The following is a 17,706-nucleotide window of genomic DNA, read 5'->3' as shown; positions in this document are numbered from 1 at the left end:
AGTATGGGGCTTTATGACACCACTCGACGGGCATTACCAAGCCCCCGACGCCCGAAAATAACTGCATTGAAGCGAATGTGACACCGACGCCCCAATTGACCCCGCCCCATGTGCAGCCTATTCAGGCGCGGAACCGAAAAGAGGGCGACCATGGCCGATAAACCCCGTTCTTTCCAAGAGATCATCCTGAGGCTCCAGACCTACTGGGCTGAAAAGGGCTGCGCAGTTCTGCAACCCTACGACATGGAGGTTGGTGCTGGCACCTTCCACCCTGCGACGACATTGCGTTCGCTCGGTGATCGCGCGTGGGCTGCGGCCTATGTTCAGCCGTCCCGCCGTCCGACCGATGGTCGCTATGGTGAAAACCCGAACCGTCTGCAGCACTACTATCAGTATCAAGTGCTGATTAAACCGTCGCCGCCTGATCTTCAGGACCTTTACCTTGGTTCGCTTCAGGCGATCGGTATCGACCTTGGTCTGCATGACGTCCGCTTTGTTGAGGACGACTGGGAATCCCCGACCTTGGGAGCGTGGGGCCTTGGCTGGGAAGTTTGGTGCGATGGCATGGAAGTGTCGCAGTTCACCTATTTCCAGCAGGTTGGCGGTCACGACTGTAAACCTGTCTCGGGCGAATTGACCTACGGCCTCGAACGTCTGGCGATGTATGTCCTTGGCGTGGATCACGTGATGGATATGCCATTCAACGATCCAGACGCTCCGATTGCGTTGAAATACGGCGACATCTTCCGTCAGACCGAAGAAGAATATTCGCGCCATAACTTTGATGCGGCGGATACTGAAAAGCTCTTGCGTCACTTCATCGATGCAGAAGCAGAATGTCAGCGTATCCTCGACAACCCCGCGGTTGATCCGAAAACGGGTAAACGCATCGTCATGGCGCACCCTGCATACGACCAGTGCATCAAGGCATCGCACCTGTTCAACTTGCTCGACGCACGTGGCGTGATTTCGGTCACCGAACGTCAGGCCTATATCGGCCGTGTTCGTGCCTTGGCAAAACTGTGTGCGGACGCCTTCGTTCAGACAGAGGCCGGTGGGTATACCGCCGAGGCTGCCGAATGAATGCGGTAAAAGTGGCTCTTTCGGGGATTGTTGTGTCTGCGCTTCTGGCTGGTGCTGTTCTTTACTACAATCAGGTCTACGCTTTCTATGATCGCGTGGACGCTGCATCGTTTGGCGAGGTTGAACTGACCTCGATCCATACAGGCCAGCCCGAAGGCATCATGACCGAAGGGTTCGAGGCGATCGATAGCGATAGCTCTCCGATCCGTTTCCGCGCGTGTTTCTCGACCCCGATCAGCATGGGGTCGCTGACCGACAATTATGAAATGTATGCAGACCCAGTGCCGCTGAACGGTCCAAACTGGTTCGATTGCTACGACGCGAGTAACGTCGGCGCAGCTCTCGAAACTGGTGAAGCTGTGGCCTTTATGGGTCATGAAAATATCACCTACGGCGTTGATCGCGTGGTGGCCTTTACGGGCGACGGACATGGCTATGTCTGGCACCAGATCAACAAATGCGGCGAAGCCAAATTCAACGGCGATCCGCTGCCCGAAGGATGCCCGACACCCGTCGAAGGGACAAACTAATGCCTAATCTTCTGATCGAACTTTTCTCTGAAGAAATCCCCGCACGTATGCAGGCCAAAGCGGCTGACGATCTGCGCAAGACGGTCACCGATGGACTGGTCGAGGCTGGTTTGACCTACGCTGGCGCCGCTGCCTTTTCGACCCCGCGCCGTTTGACACTGTCGATTGATGATCTCCTCGCGGAATCCAAACCTGTTCGTGAAGAGCGCAAGGGCCCAGCGACCACCGCACCAGAACAAGCCATCGAAGGGTTCTTGCGTTCGACAGGTTTAACGATTGACCAGTTAGAAGTGCGTGACCAGAAAAAGGGTCAGGCCTATTTCGCAGTGATCGAAAAACCGGGCCGTAAGGCGGCAGAGGTGATTGCAGAGGTTCTGGAACAAACGATCCGCAATTTCCCATGGCCGAAATCCATGCGCTGGGGCGCTGGCCCGCTGCGTTGGGTGCGTCCGCTGCATTCCATCGTTTGTATCCTGTCTGATGCTGACGGCAACGAAGTTGTTCCTGTTGATATAGACGGCATCACCTCGTCGAACACGACCAAAGGGCACCGTTTCATGGCGCCTGACGCCTTTACGGTCACTGGGTTTGATGACTACGAGGCGAAACTAAAACGCGCGAAGGTTATCCTGCGTGCGGACGAACGCGCCGATGCGATCTGGCAGGACGCCACGAACATGGCATTCGCCGCTGGTCTGGAAGTCGTCGACGATAAGGGCCTTCTGGCTGAAGTGTCGGGCCTTGTTGAATGGCCCGTTGTTCTGATGGGCTCGATTGACGATGCCTTCCTCGGTCTGCCGCCAGAAGTTCTGCAAACCTCGATGAAAGAGCACCAGAAGTTCTTCTCGGTTCGGAACCCGAAAACGGGCCGCATCGAAAAGTTCATCACGGTCGCCAACATCGAGACCGCCGATCAAGGCGCGACAATCCTGAAGGGCAACCAAAAGGTTCTCTTTGCGCGTCTGTCGGACGCAAAGTTCTTCTGGGAGAACGACCTGCGCACGGTCGAACGTGAAGGGCTCGAGGCGATGGGCGCTCCGCTCGCCAATGTGACCTTCCACAACAAGCTCGGTTCGCAGGCTGAACGCATCGGGCGTATCGCTACACTGGCCAAAGAGCTCGCGCCTGTTGTTGGTGCGGATGCGGCAGAGGCAGAGCTGGCAGCGAAAGTCGCTAAATGTGACCTGTCATCGGAAATGGTCTACGAATTCCCTGAATTGCAGGGGATCATGGGCCGCTATTACGCGAAAAGTGCAAAATTGTCCGATGCTGTAGCTGATGCCTGCCGCGATCACTACAGCCCGCTAGGCCCGTCTGACGACGTTCCGACCGAAGCTGTTTCGGTGGCTGTGGCGCTTGCTGATAAACTCGACACGCTGACTGGATTCTGGGCGATTGATGAGAAACCCACAGGTTCCAAAGACCCGTTCGCACTGCGTCGTGCAGCCCTCGGTGTGATCCGTTTGATCCTGTCGAATGGCCTGACCTTGAAACTGTCTGACGTCATCGCAAAGGCGAACGCTGGCGCGGATTCGGCAGACCTTCTGTCGTTCTTCCATGATCGACTGAAGGTGTTCCTCCGCGACGAAGGCATTCGTCACGACGTAATCGACGCTTGTCTTGCAATGGACGGCAGCGATGACATCGCGCTGCTTGTTAAACGGGCGCGGGCCCTGCAGGACATGATGGGCACTGAGGACGGCACCAACCTTCTGCAAGGTTACAAACGTGCGTCTAACATCCTGTCCCAAGCCGAAGACAAAGACGGCGTCGAATATTCGTTCGGTGCGGATGTGAAATTTGCCGAGGGCGATGCGGAAAAGGCGCTCTTTGCGGCGCTCGATACCGCAGAGGCCGCGATTGCACCTGCGATGAAGGCTGAGGACTTTGCCGCAGCTATGTCGGCGATGGCCTCCCTGCGTGCTCCGATCGATGGGTTCTTTGAAGCGGTTCAGGTGAACTCGGAGAACGAGATCATCCGTCGCAACCGTCTGAACCTTCTGTCGCGTATTCGGACGATTTGTACCTCTGTGGCCGATCTTTCGCGCGTCGAAGGTTAATAAAACCGTCACGTTACCCTTGCTGCGAATCGCGCTTGCTCTAAAGTGCATCGCAGCAAGGAGTTCGCCGCAGTGCAGCAAGACCGTATTTACGACCCGATTACCCTGATTACCCCGACCGCTTCGATGTCTCCATCGGTGCATGGTGGACGGGCGAAATGTTTGCAGCGTTTGGTGCGCTTGGACATGCCGGTGCCGACGACGGTCGCACTATCGTTCGACGCCGTACGCGATATTGCACGCGGTCAAATGCCTGACATGGATGAGCTGATCGCGCCCTTTGGGGGTGCGCCACTTCTGTCCGTTCGTCCGTCGAGCCAAGACCCCGATTGGGGTGGTCCTTCGGCCATTCTGAATATCGGAATGAACGACGAACGCCACGCTGCTCTGTGCGCCGAAATCGGCGAAGAAGCGGCGACCGCGATTTATCTGCGGTTCATTCAGTCCTATGCTGTGCAGGTGGCTCGCCTCGATCCAGAGCCGTTCTACCTGCCCGACACGCCGACACTGGAATCGGTGCGCGTGATGTTGGATGCCTTCGAATACGAAACCGATGAGGTTTTCCCCCAAGACCCCGTTCAACAGTTGGGCGAAGTTCTGCGTTCGATGGCGCGGGCGTGGGATGGGACAACAGCACGTCTTTTGCGGCAGGCCAAAGGTGCGCCGATTGATGCGGGACTTGGTCTCGTCGTTCAGCGGATCGCCTTGGGTGTGGGGCAGGGAACCTCTGGGTCTGGCGTCATTCAATTCGTGGACGAAGTGACAGGCGAACGTCGGATCAAAGGGCGTTACCTAAGCCAAAGCCAAGGCCGCGAGGCCCTGTCTGCTGCGAAGGGTGCACTCTACCTCGTTCAAGACGGGCGCGGTCCATCCGTCGAAGAGGAACTGCCGGAGTTGTTCGCAGAGCTCGTCCGATTTGGCGAATTGGTTCGTGTTCGTCTGCGCGAGGAAATGCAGATCGAATTCACGATTGAAAACGGTAAGTTGCATATCCTTGACGGTGTTCGGGTTCAGCGATCCAACCGCGCGTCGGTGCGTATTGCGGTCGCATTGGCCGAAGATGGGATTATCCCGACCGATGAAGCCGTGATGCGTGTTGATCCTGCGGTTCTGTCTGAATTGCTCCACCGTCAGGTTGCGCCGATGACCGAACGCGATCGGATCGTTCGCGGTATCGCGGCGAGCCCTGGCGCTGCGGTCGGGCGCATTGTGTTTTCGGCGAATGATGCGCAGGCCAGTGCCGCGCGGAGCGAGCCTTGTATCCTTGTTCGTCGCGAAACAACGCCCGAGGATATTCGCGGGATGCATGCGGCCAATGCGGTTCTGACCGTGCGGGGTGGTATCACCAGCCACGCTGCTGTTATCGGGCGCGGGCTTGGTCTGCCCTGTGTGGTTGGCGCCTCCGACCTCGTGATTGATAAAAAACGCCGCGTGATGATCGCACCTGACGGCCGCGAATTTGCCGAGGGTGAGGTAATCACCGTCGATGGTTCGTCTGGCGATGTTCTGGCAGGGACGGCCACGCTCGAAGAACCCGCGCTGGATAACGCGTTCCAAACATTGCTGAAATGGGCGGATGAATATCGCGACATTGGCGTGCGTGCGAACGCCGATACGCCTGCCGATGCGCAAACTGCGCGGAACTTCCTGGCCCAAGGCATCGGTCTTTGCCGCACGGAACATATGTTCTTTGAAGGGGACCGTTTGGGTGTGATGCGCGAGATGATCTTTGCGCATACCTCAGAGGATCGTCGCGCCGTGCTCGAACGCCTATTGCCGATGCAGCGTGGCGATTTCATCGAGTTGTTCGAGATTATGCAGGGCAAACCCGTCTGCATCCGCCTGTTTGACCCGCCCTTGCACGAATTCTTGCCCGCCGACAAATCGGGCCACCGTGAATTGGCGGAACAGTTGTCCTTGCCTCTGTCCGAAGTAAATGCGCGGGTCGAAGCCCTGTCCGAATACAACCCCATGCTTGGCATGCGGGGCGTTCGGTTGGGACTGACCTATCCCGAAATTTACGACATGCAGGCGCGTGCGATTTTCGAAGCGACCGTTGAAGCGAGCCGTTCTGGTGACCCTGTGGTCCCTGAAATCATGATCCCGCTCGTCAGCGCGATGCGCGAAGTTGAACTGGTCAAGAGCCGGATCGACGCCGTTGCGGGTCACGTGCGGGCCGAGACAGGCACCAATTTCACCTATCGCTATGGCGTCATGGTGGAAACGCCACGTGCGGCCTTGCGGGCGGAAGACATCGTCCAATACGCAGCATTCTTATCCTTCGGTACGAACGATTTGACCCAGATGACCTACGGATTGTCGCGCGATGACGCTGGCCGTTTCATGTCATCCTACGTCAATGCGCATGTTTACGCCGAAGATCCATTCCATACTCTCGACATCGAAGGTGTCGGTGAGTTGCTCAAAATCGGGGCTGAACGGGGGCGTTTGGGTCGCCGCGATGTGGTGCTTTCGATCTGTGGTGAGCATGGCGGAAGCCGCAGCGCGATCGACTTCTGTCGCCGCCAAGGCTTTGATTACGTGTCATGTTCGCCGTTCCGCGTTCCATCTGCGCGACTTTCTGCTGCACAATTGGCAATTTCTGACTCTCGCAAAAACAGTATGCGGTAGTCGACTTCGACCATTGCGCGATATGTTGCTGGAACACTCATTCGTGTTTAAATTTGCACGAATGGGTGGGTAGACTCTGTTCTAATGTTTCTTGTAGTCCCCTCCGGCCAGCGTGGGGCAGACCGCGTGAAACCGGAGCAGAGTGATGAAGAAGTCACTCGTCACTATGACGATTCGCGCCGCAATGACTGCGGCGCTTCTTTTGTCGGGCAGCGCTTATGCGTCCGCACAGAACCTTTTGGCGAGCCGCCTGTCCTCTTTGCTGGGGCAAGAGCGTGAAGCCATCGCAGAGATTTCGTCGTCGAGCATGACTGCTCTGGCGACCCCGCCCGCGCCCGAAGCGCGCAACATCGCGACTGTCCCAGCTGGCCTGTATGAAACCGCGACCCTCGACGCTATGCCGAGCGCGTCTGGCGGTGCCCAGTGGGAATGTCTCGCAGAAGCCCTTTATTTCGAAGCCCGCGGTGAAAGCCTCAAAGGTCAGTTCGCTGTCGGCGAAGTGATCTTGAACCGTGTTGATAGCAGCGCTTACCCGAATTCGGTATGTGGTGTTGTTAATCAGGGCACAGGCCGTTTGCACGCCTGCCAGTTTTCCTACACCTGCGATGGTCGCGCCGAAGCGATCAACGAACGTGGTGCGTGGGAAGAGGTGGGCAAGGTCGCTCGCCTGTTGCTCGACGGTGCGCCGCGTGACCTGACCGCAGGTGCAACTCACTATCACACACGTAACGTGAACCCGACATGGGCCCGCCGTTTCCCGCAGACGGCGGCGATTGACTCGCATCTTTTCTATCGTCAGCCGACCCGCACGGCGTCGAACTAGTCGCGTTTCGGAACCAAAGGGGCGTGCGTGATCGCTTGTCCCTTTGGTGTCGGCCTAGTATGCCGACACTCGAACGACCGAAAGTGCGACAATGACCGACGATATCCGCATGGCTTTTGCCCATCCCTCGGAACGAGCCGAAGCCAGCGCAACCCAACCCTGTGACCGTATTTCCCTGAGCGACTATGTTGTTGAGGTCGAAATTGGTGCGTTTCAGCAGGAACGCGGGCACCTTCAGCGGGTGCGTTTCAACGTCGTGGTCGAAGTCGCGCCGCAGACGGGCGAAATCGACGACGATGTGGATCGGATTTTGTCCTACGACACGATTACGGAATCCATTGATGTCGAATTGGGTGCCGAACGGATCAACCTTTTGGAAACTTTGGCCGCACGGGTGGCCGAACGCATCTTGCGTGAACCGCAAGCCCTGCGCGTCTTTGTTCGCATCGAAAAGCTAGACCGCGGTCCGTTCTCCCTTGGCGTCGAAATCGTGCGTGCCAAAGGAGAGGTTGCTCGCAAAGGGCAAGACCACGTTCAGGTACCGCATCCTCGGGTTCTGTATCTGTCGAACGAGGCCATCGTGTCCGACCGTCTCAAAGGCTGGATTGATGAGCTATCGGCAGAGAAGGCGCCGCTGATCATTGCCGTTGGTGCAGCCGATACAACGGCTCCACAATCTGCTGCCGCATTGGCGCAGCGTCGGATTGATCTCTTGGCCATTGAGCAGAACGCATGGGTTTTGGCTGGTCGCGATAAGCGTTGCATGGTGGTCGGGACGCGGACCGAATTGGATTGGGCGATGAAACATTCGCAAATTTGCGTTTGGGCCCCGTCGAAAATCGTCCTCGATGCCGTAGAAAGCCCCTCGGCCAGCCCGCGTGAGGCCTTGGCGCTGGTGTCGTGGTTCGCTGAACACATGCAAGCTGCAGAGCTTTTGGTAATCGGTGCTGATGCGCCATCGGCCTCTATCCCCGTTCGAACGGCGGAGGTGACGGCGGAGCATCTGCTATGACCCATTATTACCGCGCCATCCCGATGACTGACCCTGCGCGGCCTGCAGGCGCGCTGCCAATTGCGGGGGGCTGGTGCTGGTTTGATCGGATTGAGGTTCTGTCACGCGGCAAAGCTGCCGAGATTATCCCCGTGACCGAAGCTCCGCAGAGCGTTCTGCATGCGATCGCTTCGCCCCGTGGGGATATCGCGGGGCTGTCGATGGACGAGCCGCAGGTCATGGGCATCCTGAACGTCACCCCAGATAGTTTTTCAGACGGTGGGCGATATATCGACCCTGAAAACGCGCTGTCCCAAGCGCAAACCATGATCCGCGAAGGTGCGACGATTATTGACGTTGGGGGGGAAAGCACACGTCCTGGTGCGGTTGTCGTTCCTGTCGAAGAAGAAACGGCACGTGTCGCGCAGGTTGTTGAGGCGTTGGCGAATGGCGGAGTTTGCGTTTCGATTGATACGCGAAAGGCAGCCGTTGCTGCAAAGGCCGCCGAATTGGGGGCCAAGATCCTCAACGATGTGTCGGCAATGTCCTATGATCCAGCGATGGCCGAGGTTGCAGTCGCTACTGGTTTGCCGATCTGCCTGATGCACGCGCAGGGCACACCTGAAACCATGCAGGCTGACCCGCGTTACGACGATGTTGTGCTAGATGTTTATGACTATCTGGCGGAACGTATTGAGGTGGCCATCGCCGCCGGGATCAAGCGATCACAGATCATTGTCGATCCGGGAATTGGCTTTGGCAAAACACAACAGCATAACCTTGCGCTTTTGCGGCGCTTGTCGATCTTTCACAGCTTAGGCTGTCCGATCCTACTCGGGGCGAGCCGCAAACGTTTCATTGGTGAAATATCCGGTGCGCAGGATGCTGCCGAAAGGATGGCTGGATCGGTCTCTGTCGCGCTCGATGGTATTCGCCAAGGGGTGCAGATCGTGCGAGTCCATGATACTTTGCACACCAGACAGGCCATTAGCCTGCAGACTGCATTGTTTGGGACACTTTAATGACTCGTAAATTATTTGGTACGGATGGGGTGCGTGGGACCGCAAACCAATATCCGATGACCGCTGAGATGGCCTTGAAAATCGGGGCCGCTGCTGGGCGATATTTTCGCAACGACGGATCGAACGGCCACCGCGTGGTGATCGGTAAGGACACGCGACTGTCGGGCTATATGTTTGAAAATGCTCTGACGGCGGGTCTGACCTCAACTGGTATGAACGTTCTTTTGCTCGGCCCCGTGCCGACACCTGCTGTTGGGATGCTGACCACGACAATGCGTGCCGACGTTGGCATCATGATTTCAGCGAGCCACAACCCGCACCACGACAACGGCATCAAATTCTTTGGCCCTGACGGCTTCAAGCTGTCGGACGAAGCTGAGGCCGAGATCGAAGCAATGGTGTTCGCGGATATCCAGCTCGCTCAGTCGATCAATATCGGTCGTGCAAAGCGTATCGATGATGGTCGATTCCGTTACGCTGAACGGGTCAAGGCGACCTTCCCTCAGGGGCAGAACCTCAAGGGTTTGAAGGTCGTGATCGACTGCGCGAACGGGGCAGCGCATAAGGTTGCGCCCGAGGTTCTTTGGGAACTTGGCGCAGAGGTTATCCCCGTTGGCGTTGCGCCGAACGGCTATAACATCAACGAAAACTGTGGCTCGACCAGCCCACGCACTGCGGCTGAGACAATCGTGAGCCATGGTGCTGACGTTGGTATCTGCCTCGATGGCGATGCGGACCGCATCATGATCCTCGATGAAAAGGGCAATGTCGCTGACGGCGACCAGTTGATGGCGCTGATGGCGGGACGTTGGGCGGACGAAGGTCGTCTGTCGGGCGGTGCCTTGGTTGCGACGGTGATGTCGAACCTTGGCCTAGAGCGTTACCTCGACGGTCGCGGTTTGCGGCTGGAGCGTACCAACGTAGGTGACCGCTATGTCGTCGAACGGATGCGGGCAGGGGGCTATAACCTCGGTGGTGAACAGTCTGGCCACATCGTGATGACGGATTTTGCAACGACTGGGGATGGCCTCTTGGCTGGTCTGCAGTTCCTTGCTGCAATGATCGCGACCGGTAAGAAGGCCAGCGAACTGACGAAGTCGTTTGAGACGGTTCCGCAGATGCTCAAAAACGTGCGCTATTCGGCGGGCAGTGATCCGCTCTCTGCAGAGAGCGTGAAGCGGGCGATTGCGGATGCAGAGGGTCTTTTGGTCGGCAAAGGGCGTCTGTTGATCCGTAAATCGGGGACTGAACCGCTCGTGCGTGTTATGGCCGAATGCGAAGATGCGGCGCTGCTAGAGCAGGTTGTTGACGGGATCGTGGCCGAGGTTCAAACCGCAGCCTGACCGCTAGGACACCAGACATGAAAAAAGCGCCCCGTTTGGGGCGCTTTTGCATTTGGGGTGGCGGGTTTTCCCGCCACGCGGCCAAATTAGTTTTTCGCTTTGTCGACCATTTTGCCTTTGGAGATCCAAGGCATCATTTCGCGAAGTTTAGCACCAGTTGCTTCGATCAGGTGCTCGTCGTTTGCACGACGCGACGCTTTGAGGGTCGGCTGACCAACAGCGTTTTCCAACATGAAGTCGCGAACGAATTTGCCCTGCTGAATGTCTGCCAGAACTTCTTTCATCGCAGCTTTGGTCTGCTCGTACGGCAGGATGCGCGGGCCGGTGACGTACTGGCCGTATTCTGCAGTGTTCGAGATCGAGTAGTCCATGTTAGCGATGCCGCCTTCATAGATCAGGTCAACGATCAGTTTCACTTCGTGCAGACATTCGAAGTATGCCATTTCCGGTGCGTAGCCAGCCTCAACGAGGGTTTCAAAGCCACAACGGATCAGTTCAACGAGACCACCGCAGAGAACGGCCTGTTCGCCGAAGAGGTCGGTTTCGCACTCTTCACGGAAGTTGGTTTCGATGATGCCCGAACGACCGCCGCCGATAGCGGAGCAGTAGGACAGACCGATTTCGAGAGCTTTGCCAGTTGCGTTCTGGTGAACAGCTACGAGGCAAGGAACGCCGCCGCCTTTGAGGTATTCGCCGCGAACGGTGTGACCTGGGCCTTTCGGCGCCATCATGATCACGTCAACGCCAGCTTTCGGCTCGATCAGGCCGAAGTGTACGTTCAGGCCGTGAGCGAATGCGATCGCTGCACCTTCACGAAGGTTGTCGTGAACGTATTTCTTGTAGGTCTCTGCCTGATGTTCGTCGGGCATGGTGAACATGATGACGTCGCACCATGCTGCTGCTTCAGCGATGTCCATCACTTTGAGGCCTTCGCCTTCGGCTTTTTTAGCCGATGCCGAACCCGGACGCAGAGCAACAACAACGTTTTTCGCGCCAGAGTCACGCAGGTTCAGTGCGTGTGCGTGGCCTTGGGAGCCGTAGCCGAGGATAGCAACTTTAGCTTCTTTGATCAGGTTCACATCGCAATCGCGATCGTAATAAACGCGCATTTTGGCGCTCCTTGTGTATCGGGTTTCGATTGGGGCGGAGATTAGGTTTGGTTTGCGGAAAACGCGATAGCAGAAGAGATGAATTTTGCAGAATTTTCGCAATAGTTATTCGTTAAATGATCTGATATTGTAAATTTTATGCTTGATGACCTAGATCGCCGTATTCTTCGGCTACTTCAATCTGATCCTACGATGCCTTTGCCCGATCTGGCAGAGGCCTGCGGGTTGACAACTGGCCGCGCGACGCGCCGATTGGATAAACTGCGCGAATTGGGTGTCCTCAAGGGGCAAGAGGCCGTGATCGACTGGCGCGCGCTAGGGTTCGATGTAGCGGTTTCGCTGCGCTGCACGCTGGATAAGACCCAGGGTCGCGCGTTTGACGATTTCCTTGAGGCCGCACGTCAGGTGCCTGAAGTGATCGAAATCCAAACCTTCCTCGGGCGCGTGGACGTGCGGTTGCATATCGTGGCGCGGGACCTCGCGCATTGGCAGTCCATCTATCGTGATCGCGTTCTCGAACTGCCTCACATTGCTGAAATTGAGTCGTTGCTCACCGTGGCGACCGTCAAACGGGAGGAGGCTCTTCCGCTATGATCGAATTGGATGACATCGACCGCAAAATCCTGCGGGCATTACAGCAGGACGCTACCCAATCGGCGAGCCAGTTGGGACGTAGGTTCGATCTGTCGCAGCCTGCAACATGGCGGCGGATTAAACGGTTAGAAGAGGCGGGTGCCATCGCGGGGCGGCGTTTGGTGCTGGACCGTGAAAAGCTCGGCTTTGGGGTGACGGTTTTTCTGGGCGTCAAACTGGTCGCCAAAGGTCGGGTGAGCCTAGAGGATTTTGAACGCGCCGTGTCCGCCATCCGCGAAGTGCAAACGGTGGAGCACGTTCTGGGGCTCTATGACTACCGCCTGCGTGTCGTCGCGACCGACCTATCTGACTTTGAACGCGTTTTGCGCCGACGGATTATGACCCTCCCGGGTGTGGGGAACGTTGAGGCGAACGTGCTTTTGACTGAGGAGCGCCGCCCCGGCCCCCTGTGACAAAGTTGTTATGCGCTTTGCTGGGTGAAATCGGTTAACACCTCCTCAACATAGGGAGATGCCGATGAAATACGCTATTTTTGCACTGATGATCACTGTAGCAGGCCCAGTTGTCGCGCAATCGATGCATGGTCACCCAGTTGATAGCAACGGCATGCCTATCCACGATATGACCAATATGCCCGGATTGCAGGGCACGAACGCGCAGCCGCACGAAAGCGCTGAATTGGCGGTGATGTTCAACAATTTCTCGACCCTCTCGCGCACGGTTGAGAACCTCCCGAACGGTATTCGCACTGTTACGACGAGCTCTAATCCTGCGGTGTTGGATGCGTTAACCAGCCACGTTGTCGGCATGATCGGGCGGGTGGAGGCGAAAGACAGCCCCGACATTTTCATCCAAAGCCCAACCTTGGACATCTTTTTCGAACGCGGTGACCAGATTGAGACGACCATTGACCTCACGGACGAAGGTATCGTCGTGGTTCAAACCTCAGACGATCCCGAATTGGTCGAAGCGATGCATGTCCACGCGGCCGAAGTGTCTGCCATGGCAGAGCGCGGAATGATGGCTGTTCATGAGATGATGATGCAGCGCCATCACTAAATCAGCGTGCGCCGAGGCCCATTTCCATCAGGGCCTTTCGCACGGGTGCCACGGAGTAGAGCGCTTCAATGCCTTTGGCACGCAGGTCGCGGATGCTCTGGGCGCCTGCAATTGACGCGCGGTTCAGGGCATCGACGCCTTTGACGCGCAGGACGACTTCGCTGTGACGGCGGCGTTCGTAGGTTGCCAACATTTGCGCATCACCCAAGCCATCGGGCCGTTCTTTGGCGAGGTCGAGAAGGCAGATCATATCGCCGAGGCTCATGTTCAGCCCCTGTGCGCCAATCGGAGGCACGACGTGCGCTGCTTCCGCGACCAAGGCGCAACGCTGCGCGGTCATGCGGTCGGCAACTTGGCTGATGATCGGCCACGCCTGACGTTTGCCGACGACTTGCAAGGGGCCGTAAATGCCTGCGGATCGTTCGGTTGCCGCCTTGTTGAACTCATCTTCGGGGAGGTCGCGCAAACGCAACACCTCTGCGCCGTTTTCCATCCAGACCACAGCAGAGCAGGGTTTGCCGTCTTGATCAGGCAATGGGACCAGCGTGAAGGGACCGCCCGAGCGGTGGACTTCGGTAGATACGTTGTAGTGCGGTGCCTCGTGGGTTACGGCAAAGACCACGGCCTTTTGTCCGTACCGCGTGGTCTTAGCGTCAATACCAGCGGCCTGACGAACAGCAGAGTTGCGACCATCCGCTCCGATCACCAATTTGCATCGCACTTGTGTGCCATCGGTCAACATCACGAGAGCCTCGGCTTCGCGGGTGGTCATCGATTTGAACCCGACGCCAGCGCGGAAATCGACCGTATCCAATTCAGCCAACCGTGCCACCATTTCACGTCGGAGGAGCCAGTTCGGCAGGTTCCAGCCAAACGGCAGGTCAGAAATGTCCGAGGCGTTGAAATCTTTGATGACGCGCGGTTCGGGATCAACCCCACCCGCATCAACGATCCGCATCACCTGAAGGGGCGCCGCGTGGGCGTCCAGCTTGTCCCAAATCCCCGCATCGGCGAGGAAATTCCGCGACCCTTGGAAAAACGCGGTCGTGCGGTGATCAGAGTCTGCGCTGGTATTATCCGTCACGGGCGGCGCGGGGTCCACGCACACAACCGAAAACCCAGCTGCCCCAAAGGCCGCCGCACAAGACAGGCCGGCAACGCCGCCACCTGCGATCACAATATCCGCAGAAATCCGTTCCATATGGATAGACATAGGCCTGTCTAAGGGCAGGGAAAAGGTCTGTTAGATCACCTGCGACAGAAAAGCCGCGAGATCATCGGTGTGGTGGTGAATATGCGGGGCGGGCAAGGGATCAGGGCCTACGTGAACGGTGCGCATACCCAATGCATGAGGCACCGCGAGGTTACGAACATCGTCCTCGAACATCGCGCCGAGTTCGGGGGCTAGATTGTCGAGCGCAAAGATAGCCTCAAATGCTGCCTGTTCAGGTTTGGGGCGATAGCCCGCGTGTTCAACGCCGTAAACAGCATCAAACAACCCCATCAGTCCACGTGCCTCTAACACCTTGAGTGCATAGGGGCGGGCGCCGTTGGTGTAGACGACCTTTCGTCCAGGGAGCGCGTCAATCCGCGCGGCTAGGGCTGGATCAGGCGAAAGCACTGAAAAATCGATGTCATGGACCGCATCGAGGTAAGGATCTGGGTCAATCGAATGTTCGGCCATTAGTCCCGCTAGCGTGGTCCCGTATCGTTTCCAATAGGTGTCGCGCAGGTGGTCGGCGACCTCTGTCGAAACGTTCAACGCCTTTGCCACATAGTCGGTCATTTTGACTTCAATCTGGTCGAAAAGCCGAGCCGAGGGCGGGTATAGCGTGTTGTCCAAATCAAAGACCCACGCGCGGACATGTTTGAAAGATGCAGCAACCATGACGACACAGGTAAAGCGACGCATTGACGCCTGCAACGGCTTTGGCTTGATTGCGGGGCGAAATGATGACTAGGCTCTAACACTCAATATGACGAAAGTGGCCATGCAAGACCCTAAACACGCCCAAAAAGACGCCTATCAATTGATCCTCGAGGCAATCGACAGCCACATTTACAAGCCGGGTGACCGGTTGGTGGAAAGTGACCTTGCAGATCGGTTCGGTGTGTCGCGGACCCCGATCCGTGAAGCGCTCCAGCGTCTTGAGACGCAGAGCCTGCTGACCCGCGATGGTCGGTCGCTGATTGTGGCGTCCTTGGACCATACGCAAATGGCCGAGCTGTATGTGGTGCGTGGTGAACTCGAGGGGCTGGCAGCACGACTTGCTGCGCGGCACGCCACGCCCGAAGAAATTCGCGTGTTGAAAGATATGGTTCAGGCAGACCGCAAGTTGCTGGGCGACCCGTCGGCGCTGAGCCGCGCGAACAAACGGTTCCACAAACAGATCCACCTTGCGTCGCACAATCGGTTCTTGGTTCAACAACTCGACCTTGTGCATCGATCGATGGCGCTGCTCGCGACGACATCATTGGCGGCAGAGGGGCGCGGTGATGATGCGCTTGCAGAACATGATGCGATTGTTGAGGCGATTGCGGCGGGGGATGGAGATGCGGCCGATAAGTCTCTGCGCGAACACATCTCAAAGGCTTTCGTCACGCGATTGAAGCTTGACGCGGCGAAGGTCGAAAACAGCTAAGCTCCACCGAATTTTCCATGCGCCGTTTTGTCCCAGTAAAACGGGCGGTGCAGAAGTTCACCTAACCCCTTATAGGCTGCGAGGCTGGCGAGCGGGAAATAGAGGTGCAACGTGGGCACCCAAGGTAAGAGCCACAGCCGTCCCGATGCCCTAGCCCCGAGGATGGCAGCGGTAAGGTGGACGGCTTCGGAGGTCGCGAATAAAACCGACAGCGTGATCAAGCCTGACGGTGGTAGAACGTCTCTGACTGGATGCCAAAGGCCGAGCGGGATGGCCCAAAAGCTCCACATTAGCGGCGCGGTTACGAATTGCGTCAGTGTGCCGAGGAACTGCACCTGAAATCCCAAGAATTTCCGCCATCCAAGATCGCGGAGCAATTGTCGCGGGTTTCGCATGTGAACACCGTAGGTGATCGCATAGCCTTTGAGCCAACGTGACCGCTGTTTGATCCACGGCCAGACGTGGCTGTTGGCCTCTTCACCCGTGACAGTTCGAACGATTTCAGTGCGATAGCCATGTCGCGCAAGCCGCACGCCCAAATCCGCGTCCTCTGTCACATTATGCGCATCCCAACCGCCAAGTTTTTCTAAAACGGAGCGTCGGAAAAAGAGGGTAGTGCCGCCAAGGGGGATCAGAAAACCGAGGCGTTCGAGCCCGGGTAGGATGACGCGAAACCATGTGGCGTATTCCAGCGCGAAGCAACGCGAGAGCCAGTTCGTTTTGGCGTTGTAGAAATCGAGCATCCCCTGAAGGCAGGCGACCTTAGGTCCGACAGCGGCAAAGCGCGCGACAATTGCGCGGATTTGCTGCGGGTCGGGGGCGTCTTCGGCATCGTAAACGCCAATGATGGACCCTCTGGCAAAGCTTAGTCCATAGTTCAGTGCGCGCGGTTTCGTTTTCACCGTCCCTTGGGGCACAACGATAGCCCGCATAAAACGGGGGAGCGTGGTTGCCAACAGGGCCTGCCGCGTCATCTGATCGTCCGCTTCGAGCAAGAGACACGCGTCCAAGAGGTCGTGCGGATAGTCCAAGGCCGACAGTCGATCCACCAACCGCACAGCGATTTCGCTTTCGTGGTAGAGCGGCACCATGATTGTCACGATAGGTAGGCGGTGGGGCGCGGCTGGGGGCGCTGGTTTTGCTTTCGGTCGGAGCTGCATGACGACTGCGGCAGCCTTAAGCGCGGCATTGGCGGCGGTCCAAAACAACATGATGCCAAAGAGCGCGATGGCTGTCGGCCCAAACCACGCAAAGAGGCTGGCAATGGCGAACGCGATAAAACCCAGCGTAATATTGGCCGCCTGACGAGCATTCCAGCCACGACAGCTTTCCCCGCTCGCCACTTTCTCTTCGGCAAGACGGGCGAGGGTGTCATTCGCGCAGGAACGGATTGCGGCGTGAAGCGCAGCTTCGGTCGTTACAGCCCACCGAATTGCACCGAATTGCGAGGTTAGCTTTTCGCGGTGGCGGGCAAAATCTTCGGGGCGGGCGGTTAGGATAATGACCTCGCCCGCCATAGACCGCCACGGAAGAATAGCATTTTCGATACAGTAGGTCGCGCCGATTTGATCCAGAAGCCGCGCGTCTGGTTTGTGTTTGCAAGGATCAACCACGCCTACCCCTGCGATGGCGGCCTCGACCTCTGCCATTTTGGCCGCGCTGATCGACAGTCGCAGGCGCAAGGTATCCGCCAATCGACAGCCCTGTCTGCTCGCGTCCTGTTCCGCGACCGCCACGCGCTGGGCAGAGGCGAACCCACGTCGGATCACCTCTTTGCCCAATGGGCTCAGAGACGGTGCAAACGGTTCTACCACAACCG

The 17,706-nt window shown here is 57.5% G+C and carries 16 protein-coding genes; 12 read left to right on the top strand and 4 right to left on the bottom strand.

Features of this window, described 5'->3' with window-relative positions; translation table 11 throughout:
* Positions 1-150: 150 nt before the first annotated feature.
* The 8 genes from QWY83_RS08475 to glmM all read left to right on the top strand — a co-directional run bounded on the left by QWY83_RS08475 (position 151) and on the right by glmM (position 10,483).
* The gene (locus tag QWY83_RS08475) at positions 151-1,083 is read left to right on the top strand and encodes a glycine--tRNA ligase subunit alpha (protein WP_249945298.1); all 933 of its coding nucleotides are present in this window, start codon (positions 151-153) and stop codon (positions 1,081-1,083) included.
* Positions 1,080-1,613, top strand: a complete 534-nt coding sequence (locus tag QWY83_RS08470; protein WP_105234533.1) for a DUF6446 family protein — start codon at positions 1,080-1,082, stop codon at positions 1,611-1,613. Before QWY83_RS08475 ends, QWY83_RS08470 begins: the two co-directional genes overlap by 4 nt.
* Positions 1,613-3,673: a glycine--tRNA ligase subunit beta gene (gene glyS / locus QWY83_RS08465; RefSeq protein ID WP_249945299.1), complete on the top strand. Its 2,061-nt coding sequence runs from the start codon at positions 1,613-1,615 to the stop codon at positions 3,671-3,673. Before QWY83_RS08470 ends, glyS begins: the two co-directional genes overlap by 1 nt.
* Before the next feature lie 126 nt (positions 3,674-3,799).
* The gene (locus tag QWY83_RS08460) at positions 3,800-6,304 is read left to right on the top strand and encodes a putative PEP-binding protein (protein ID WP_249945737.1); all 2,505 of its coding nucleotides are present in this window, start codon (positions 3,800-3,802) and stop codon (positions 6,302-6,304) included.
* Positions 6,305-6,449: 145 nt separating this feature from the next.
* On the top strand, positions 6,450-7,127 hold the full coding sequence (locus QWY83_RS08455) for a cell wall hydrolase (RefSeq protein ID WP_249945300.1): 678 nt from the start codon (positions 6,450-6,452) through the stop codon (positions 7,125-7,127).
* 91 nt (positions 7,128-7,218) lie between these two features.
* On the top strand, positions 7,219-8,139 hold the full coding sequence (locus QWY83_RS08450; RefSeq protein WP_249945301.1) for a dihydroneopterin aldolase: 921 nt from the start codon (positions 7,219-7,221) through the stop codon (positions 8,137-8,139).
* Complete coding sequence (gene folP, locus QWY83_RS08445; protein WP_249945302.1) at positions 8,136-9,140, top strand: dihydropteroate synthase; 1,005 nt, start codon at positions 8,136-8,138, stop codon at positions 9,138-9,140. Before QWY83_RS08450 ends, folP begins: the two co-directional genes overlap by 4 nt.
* The gene (gene glmM / locus QWY83_RS08440) at positions 9,140-10,483 is read left to right on the top strand and encodes a phosphoglucosamine mutase (protein WP_249945303.1); all 1,344 of its coding nucleotides are present in this window, start codon (positions 9,140-9,142) and stop codon (positions 10,481-10,483) included. The genes folP and glmM overlap by 1 nt, the downstream gene beginning before the upstream one ends.
* An 86-nt stretch (positions 10,484-10,569) precedes the next feature.
* Here the strand turns inward: glmM and ilvC are convergent, their stop codons facing one another.
* Complete coding sequence (gene ilvC, locus QWY83_RS08435) at positions 10,570-11,592, bottom strand: ketol-acid reductoisomerase (RefSeq protein ID WP_067551008.1); 1,023 nt, start codon at positions 11,590-11,592, stop codon at positions 10,570-10,572.
* A gap of 138 nt (positions 11,593-11,730) precedes the next feature.
* Between ilvC and QWY83_RS08430 the strand changes: the two genes are divergently transcribed.
* The 3 genes from QWY83_RS08430 to QWY83_RS08420 all read left to right on the top strand — a co-directional run bounded on the left by QWY83_RS08430 (position 11,731) and on the right by QWY83_RS08420 (position 13,245).
* Positions 11,731-12,186, top strand: coding sequence for an Lrp/AsnC family transcriptional regulator (locus tag QWY83_RS08430; RefSeq protein ID WP_067551005.1), 456 nt, complete (start codon positions 11,731-11,733; stop codon positions 12,184-12,186).
* Positions 12,183-12,638: an Lrp/AsnC family transcriptional regulator gene (locus QWY83_RS08425; RefSeq protein WP_249945304.1), complete on the top strand. Its 456-nt coding sequence runs from the start codon at positions 12,183-12,185 to the stop codon at positions 12,636-12,638. Before QWY83_RS08430 ends, QWY83_RS08425 begins: the two co-directional genes overlap by 4 nt.
* A gap of 64 nt (positions 12,639-12,702) precedes the next feature.
* Positions 12,703-13,245, top strand: a complete 543-nt coding sequence (locus QWY83_RS08420) for a hypothetical protein (protein WP_249945305.1) — start codon at positions 12,703-12,705, stop codon at positions 13,243-13,245.
* A gap of 1 nt (position 13,246) precedes the next feature.
* Here QWY83_RS08420 and QWY83_RS08415 read toward each other — a convergent pair whose 3' ends face one another.
* Both QWY83_RS08415 and QWY83_RS08410 read right to left on the bottom strand, forming a co-directional pair.
* Entirely contained in the window at positions 13,247-14,458 is a 1,212-nt protein-coding gene (locus QWY83_RS08415) for a UbiH/UbiF family hydroxylase (protein ID WP_249945306.1), read from the bottom strand.
* 30 nt (positions 14,459-14,488) lie between these two features.
* Positions 14,489-15,133 (bottom strand): pyrimidine 5'-nucleotidase, encoded by a 645-nt coding sequence (locus tag QWY83_RS08410; protein WP_249945738.1) that lies wholly within the window; start codon positions 15,131-15,133, stop codon positions 14,489-14,491.
* A gap of 103 nt (positions 15,134-15,236) precedes the next feature.
* Between QWY83_RS08410 and QWY83_RS08405 the strand changes: the two genes are divergently transcribed.
* The gene (locus tag QWY83_RS08405; RefSeq protein ID WP_249945307.1) at positions 15,237-15,887 is read left to right on the top strand and encodes a GntR family transcriptional regulator; all 651 of its coding nucleotides are present in this window, start codon (positions 15,237-15,239) and stop codon (positions 15,885-15,887) included.
* Here QWY83_RS08405 and QWY83_RS08400 read toward each other — a convergent pair.
* The gene (locus tag QWY83_RS08400; RefSeq protein WP_249945308.1) at positions 15,884-17,701 is read right to left on the bottom strand and encodes a glycosyltransferase; all 1,818 of its coding nucleotides are present in this window, start codon (positions 17,699-17,701) and stop codon (positions 15,884-15,886) included. The two genes, QWY83_RS08405 and QWY83_RS08400, sit on opposite strands and share 4 nt — an antisense overlap.
* Between the last annotated feature and the right edge of the window lie 5 nt (positions 17,702-17,706).

Origin of the sequence: Marivivens donghaensis, from assembly GCF_030410045.1 — a bacterium.
GTDB lineage: Bacteria > Pseudomonadota > Alphaproteobacteria > Rhodobacterales > Rhodobacteraceae > Marivivens > Marivivens donghaensis.
This window is presented reverse-complemented; position numbering and strand designations above follow the sequence as displayed.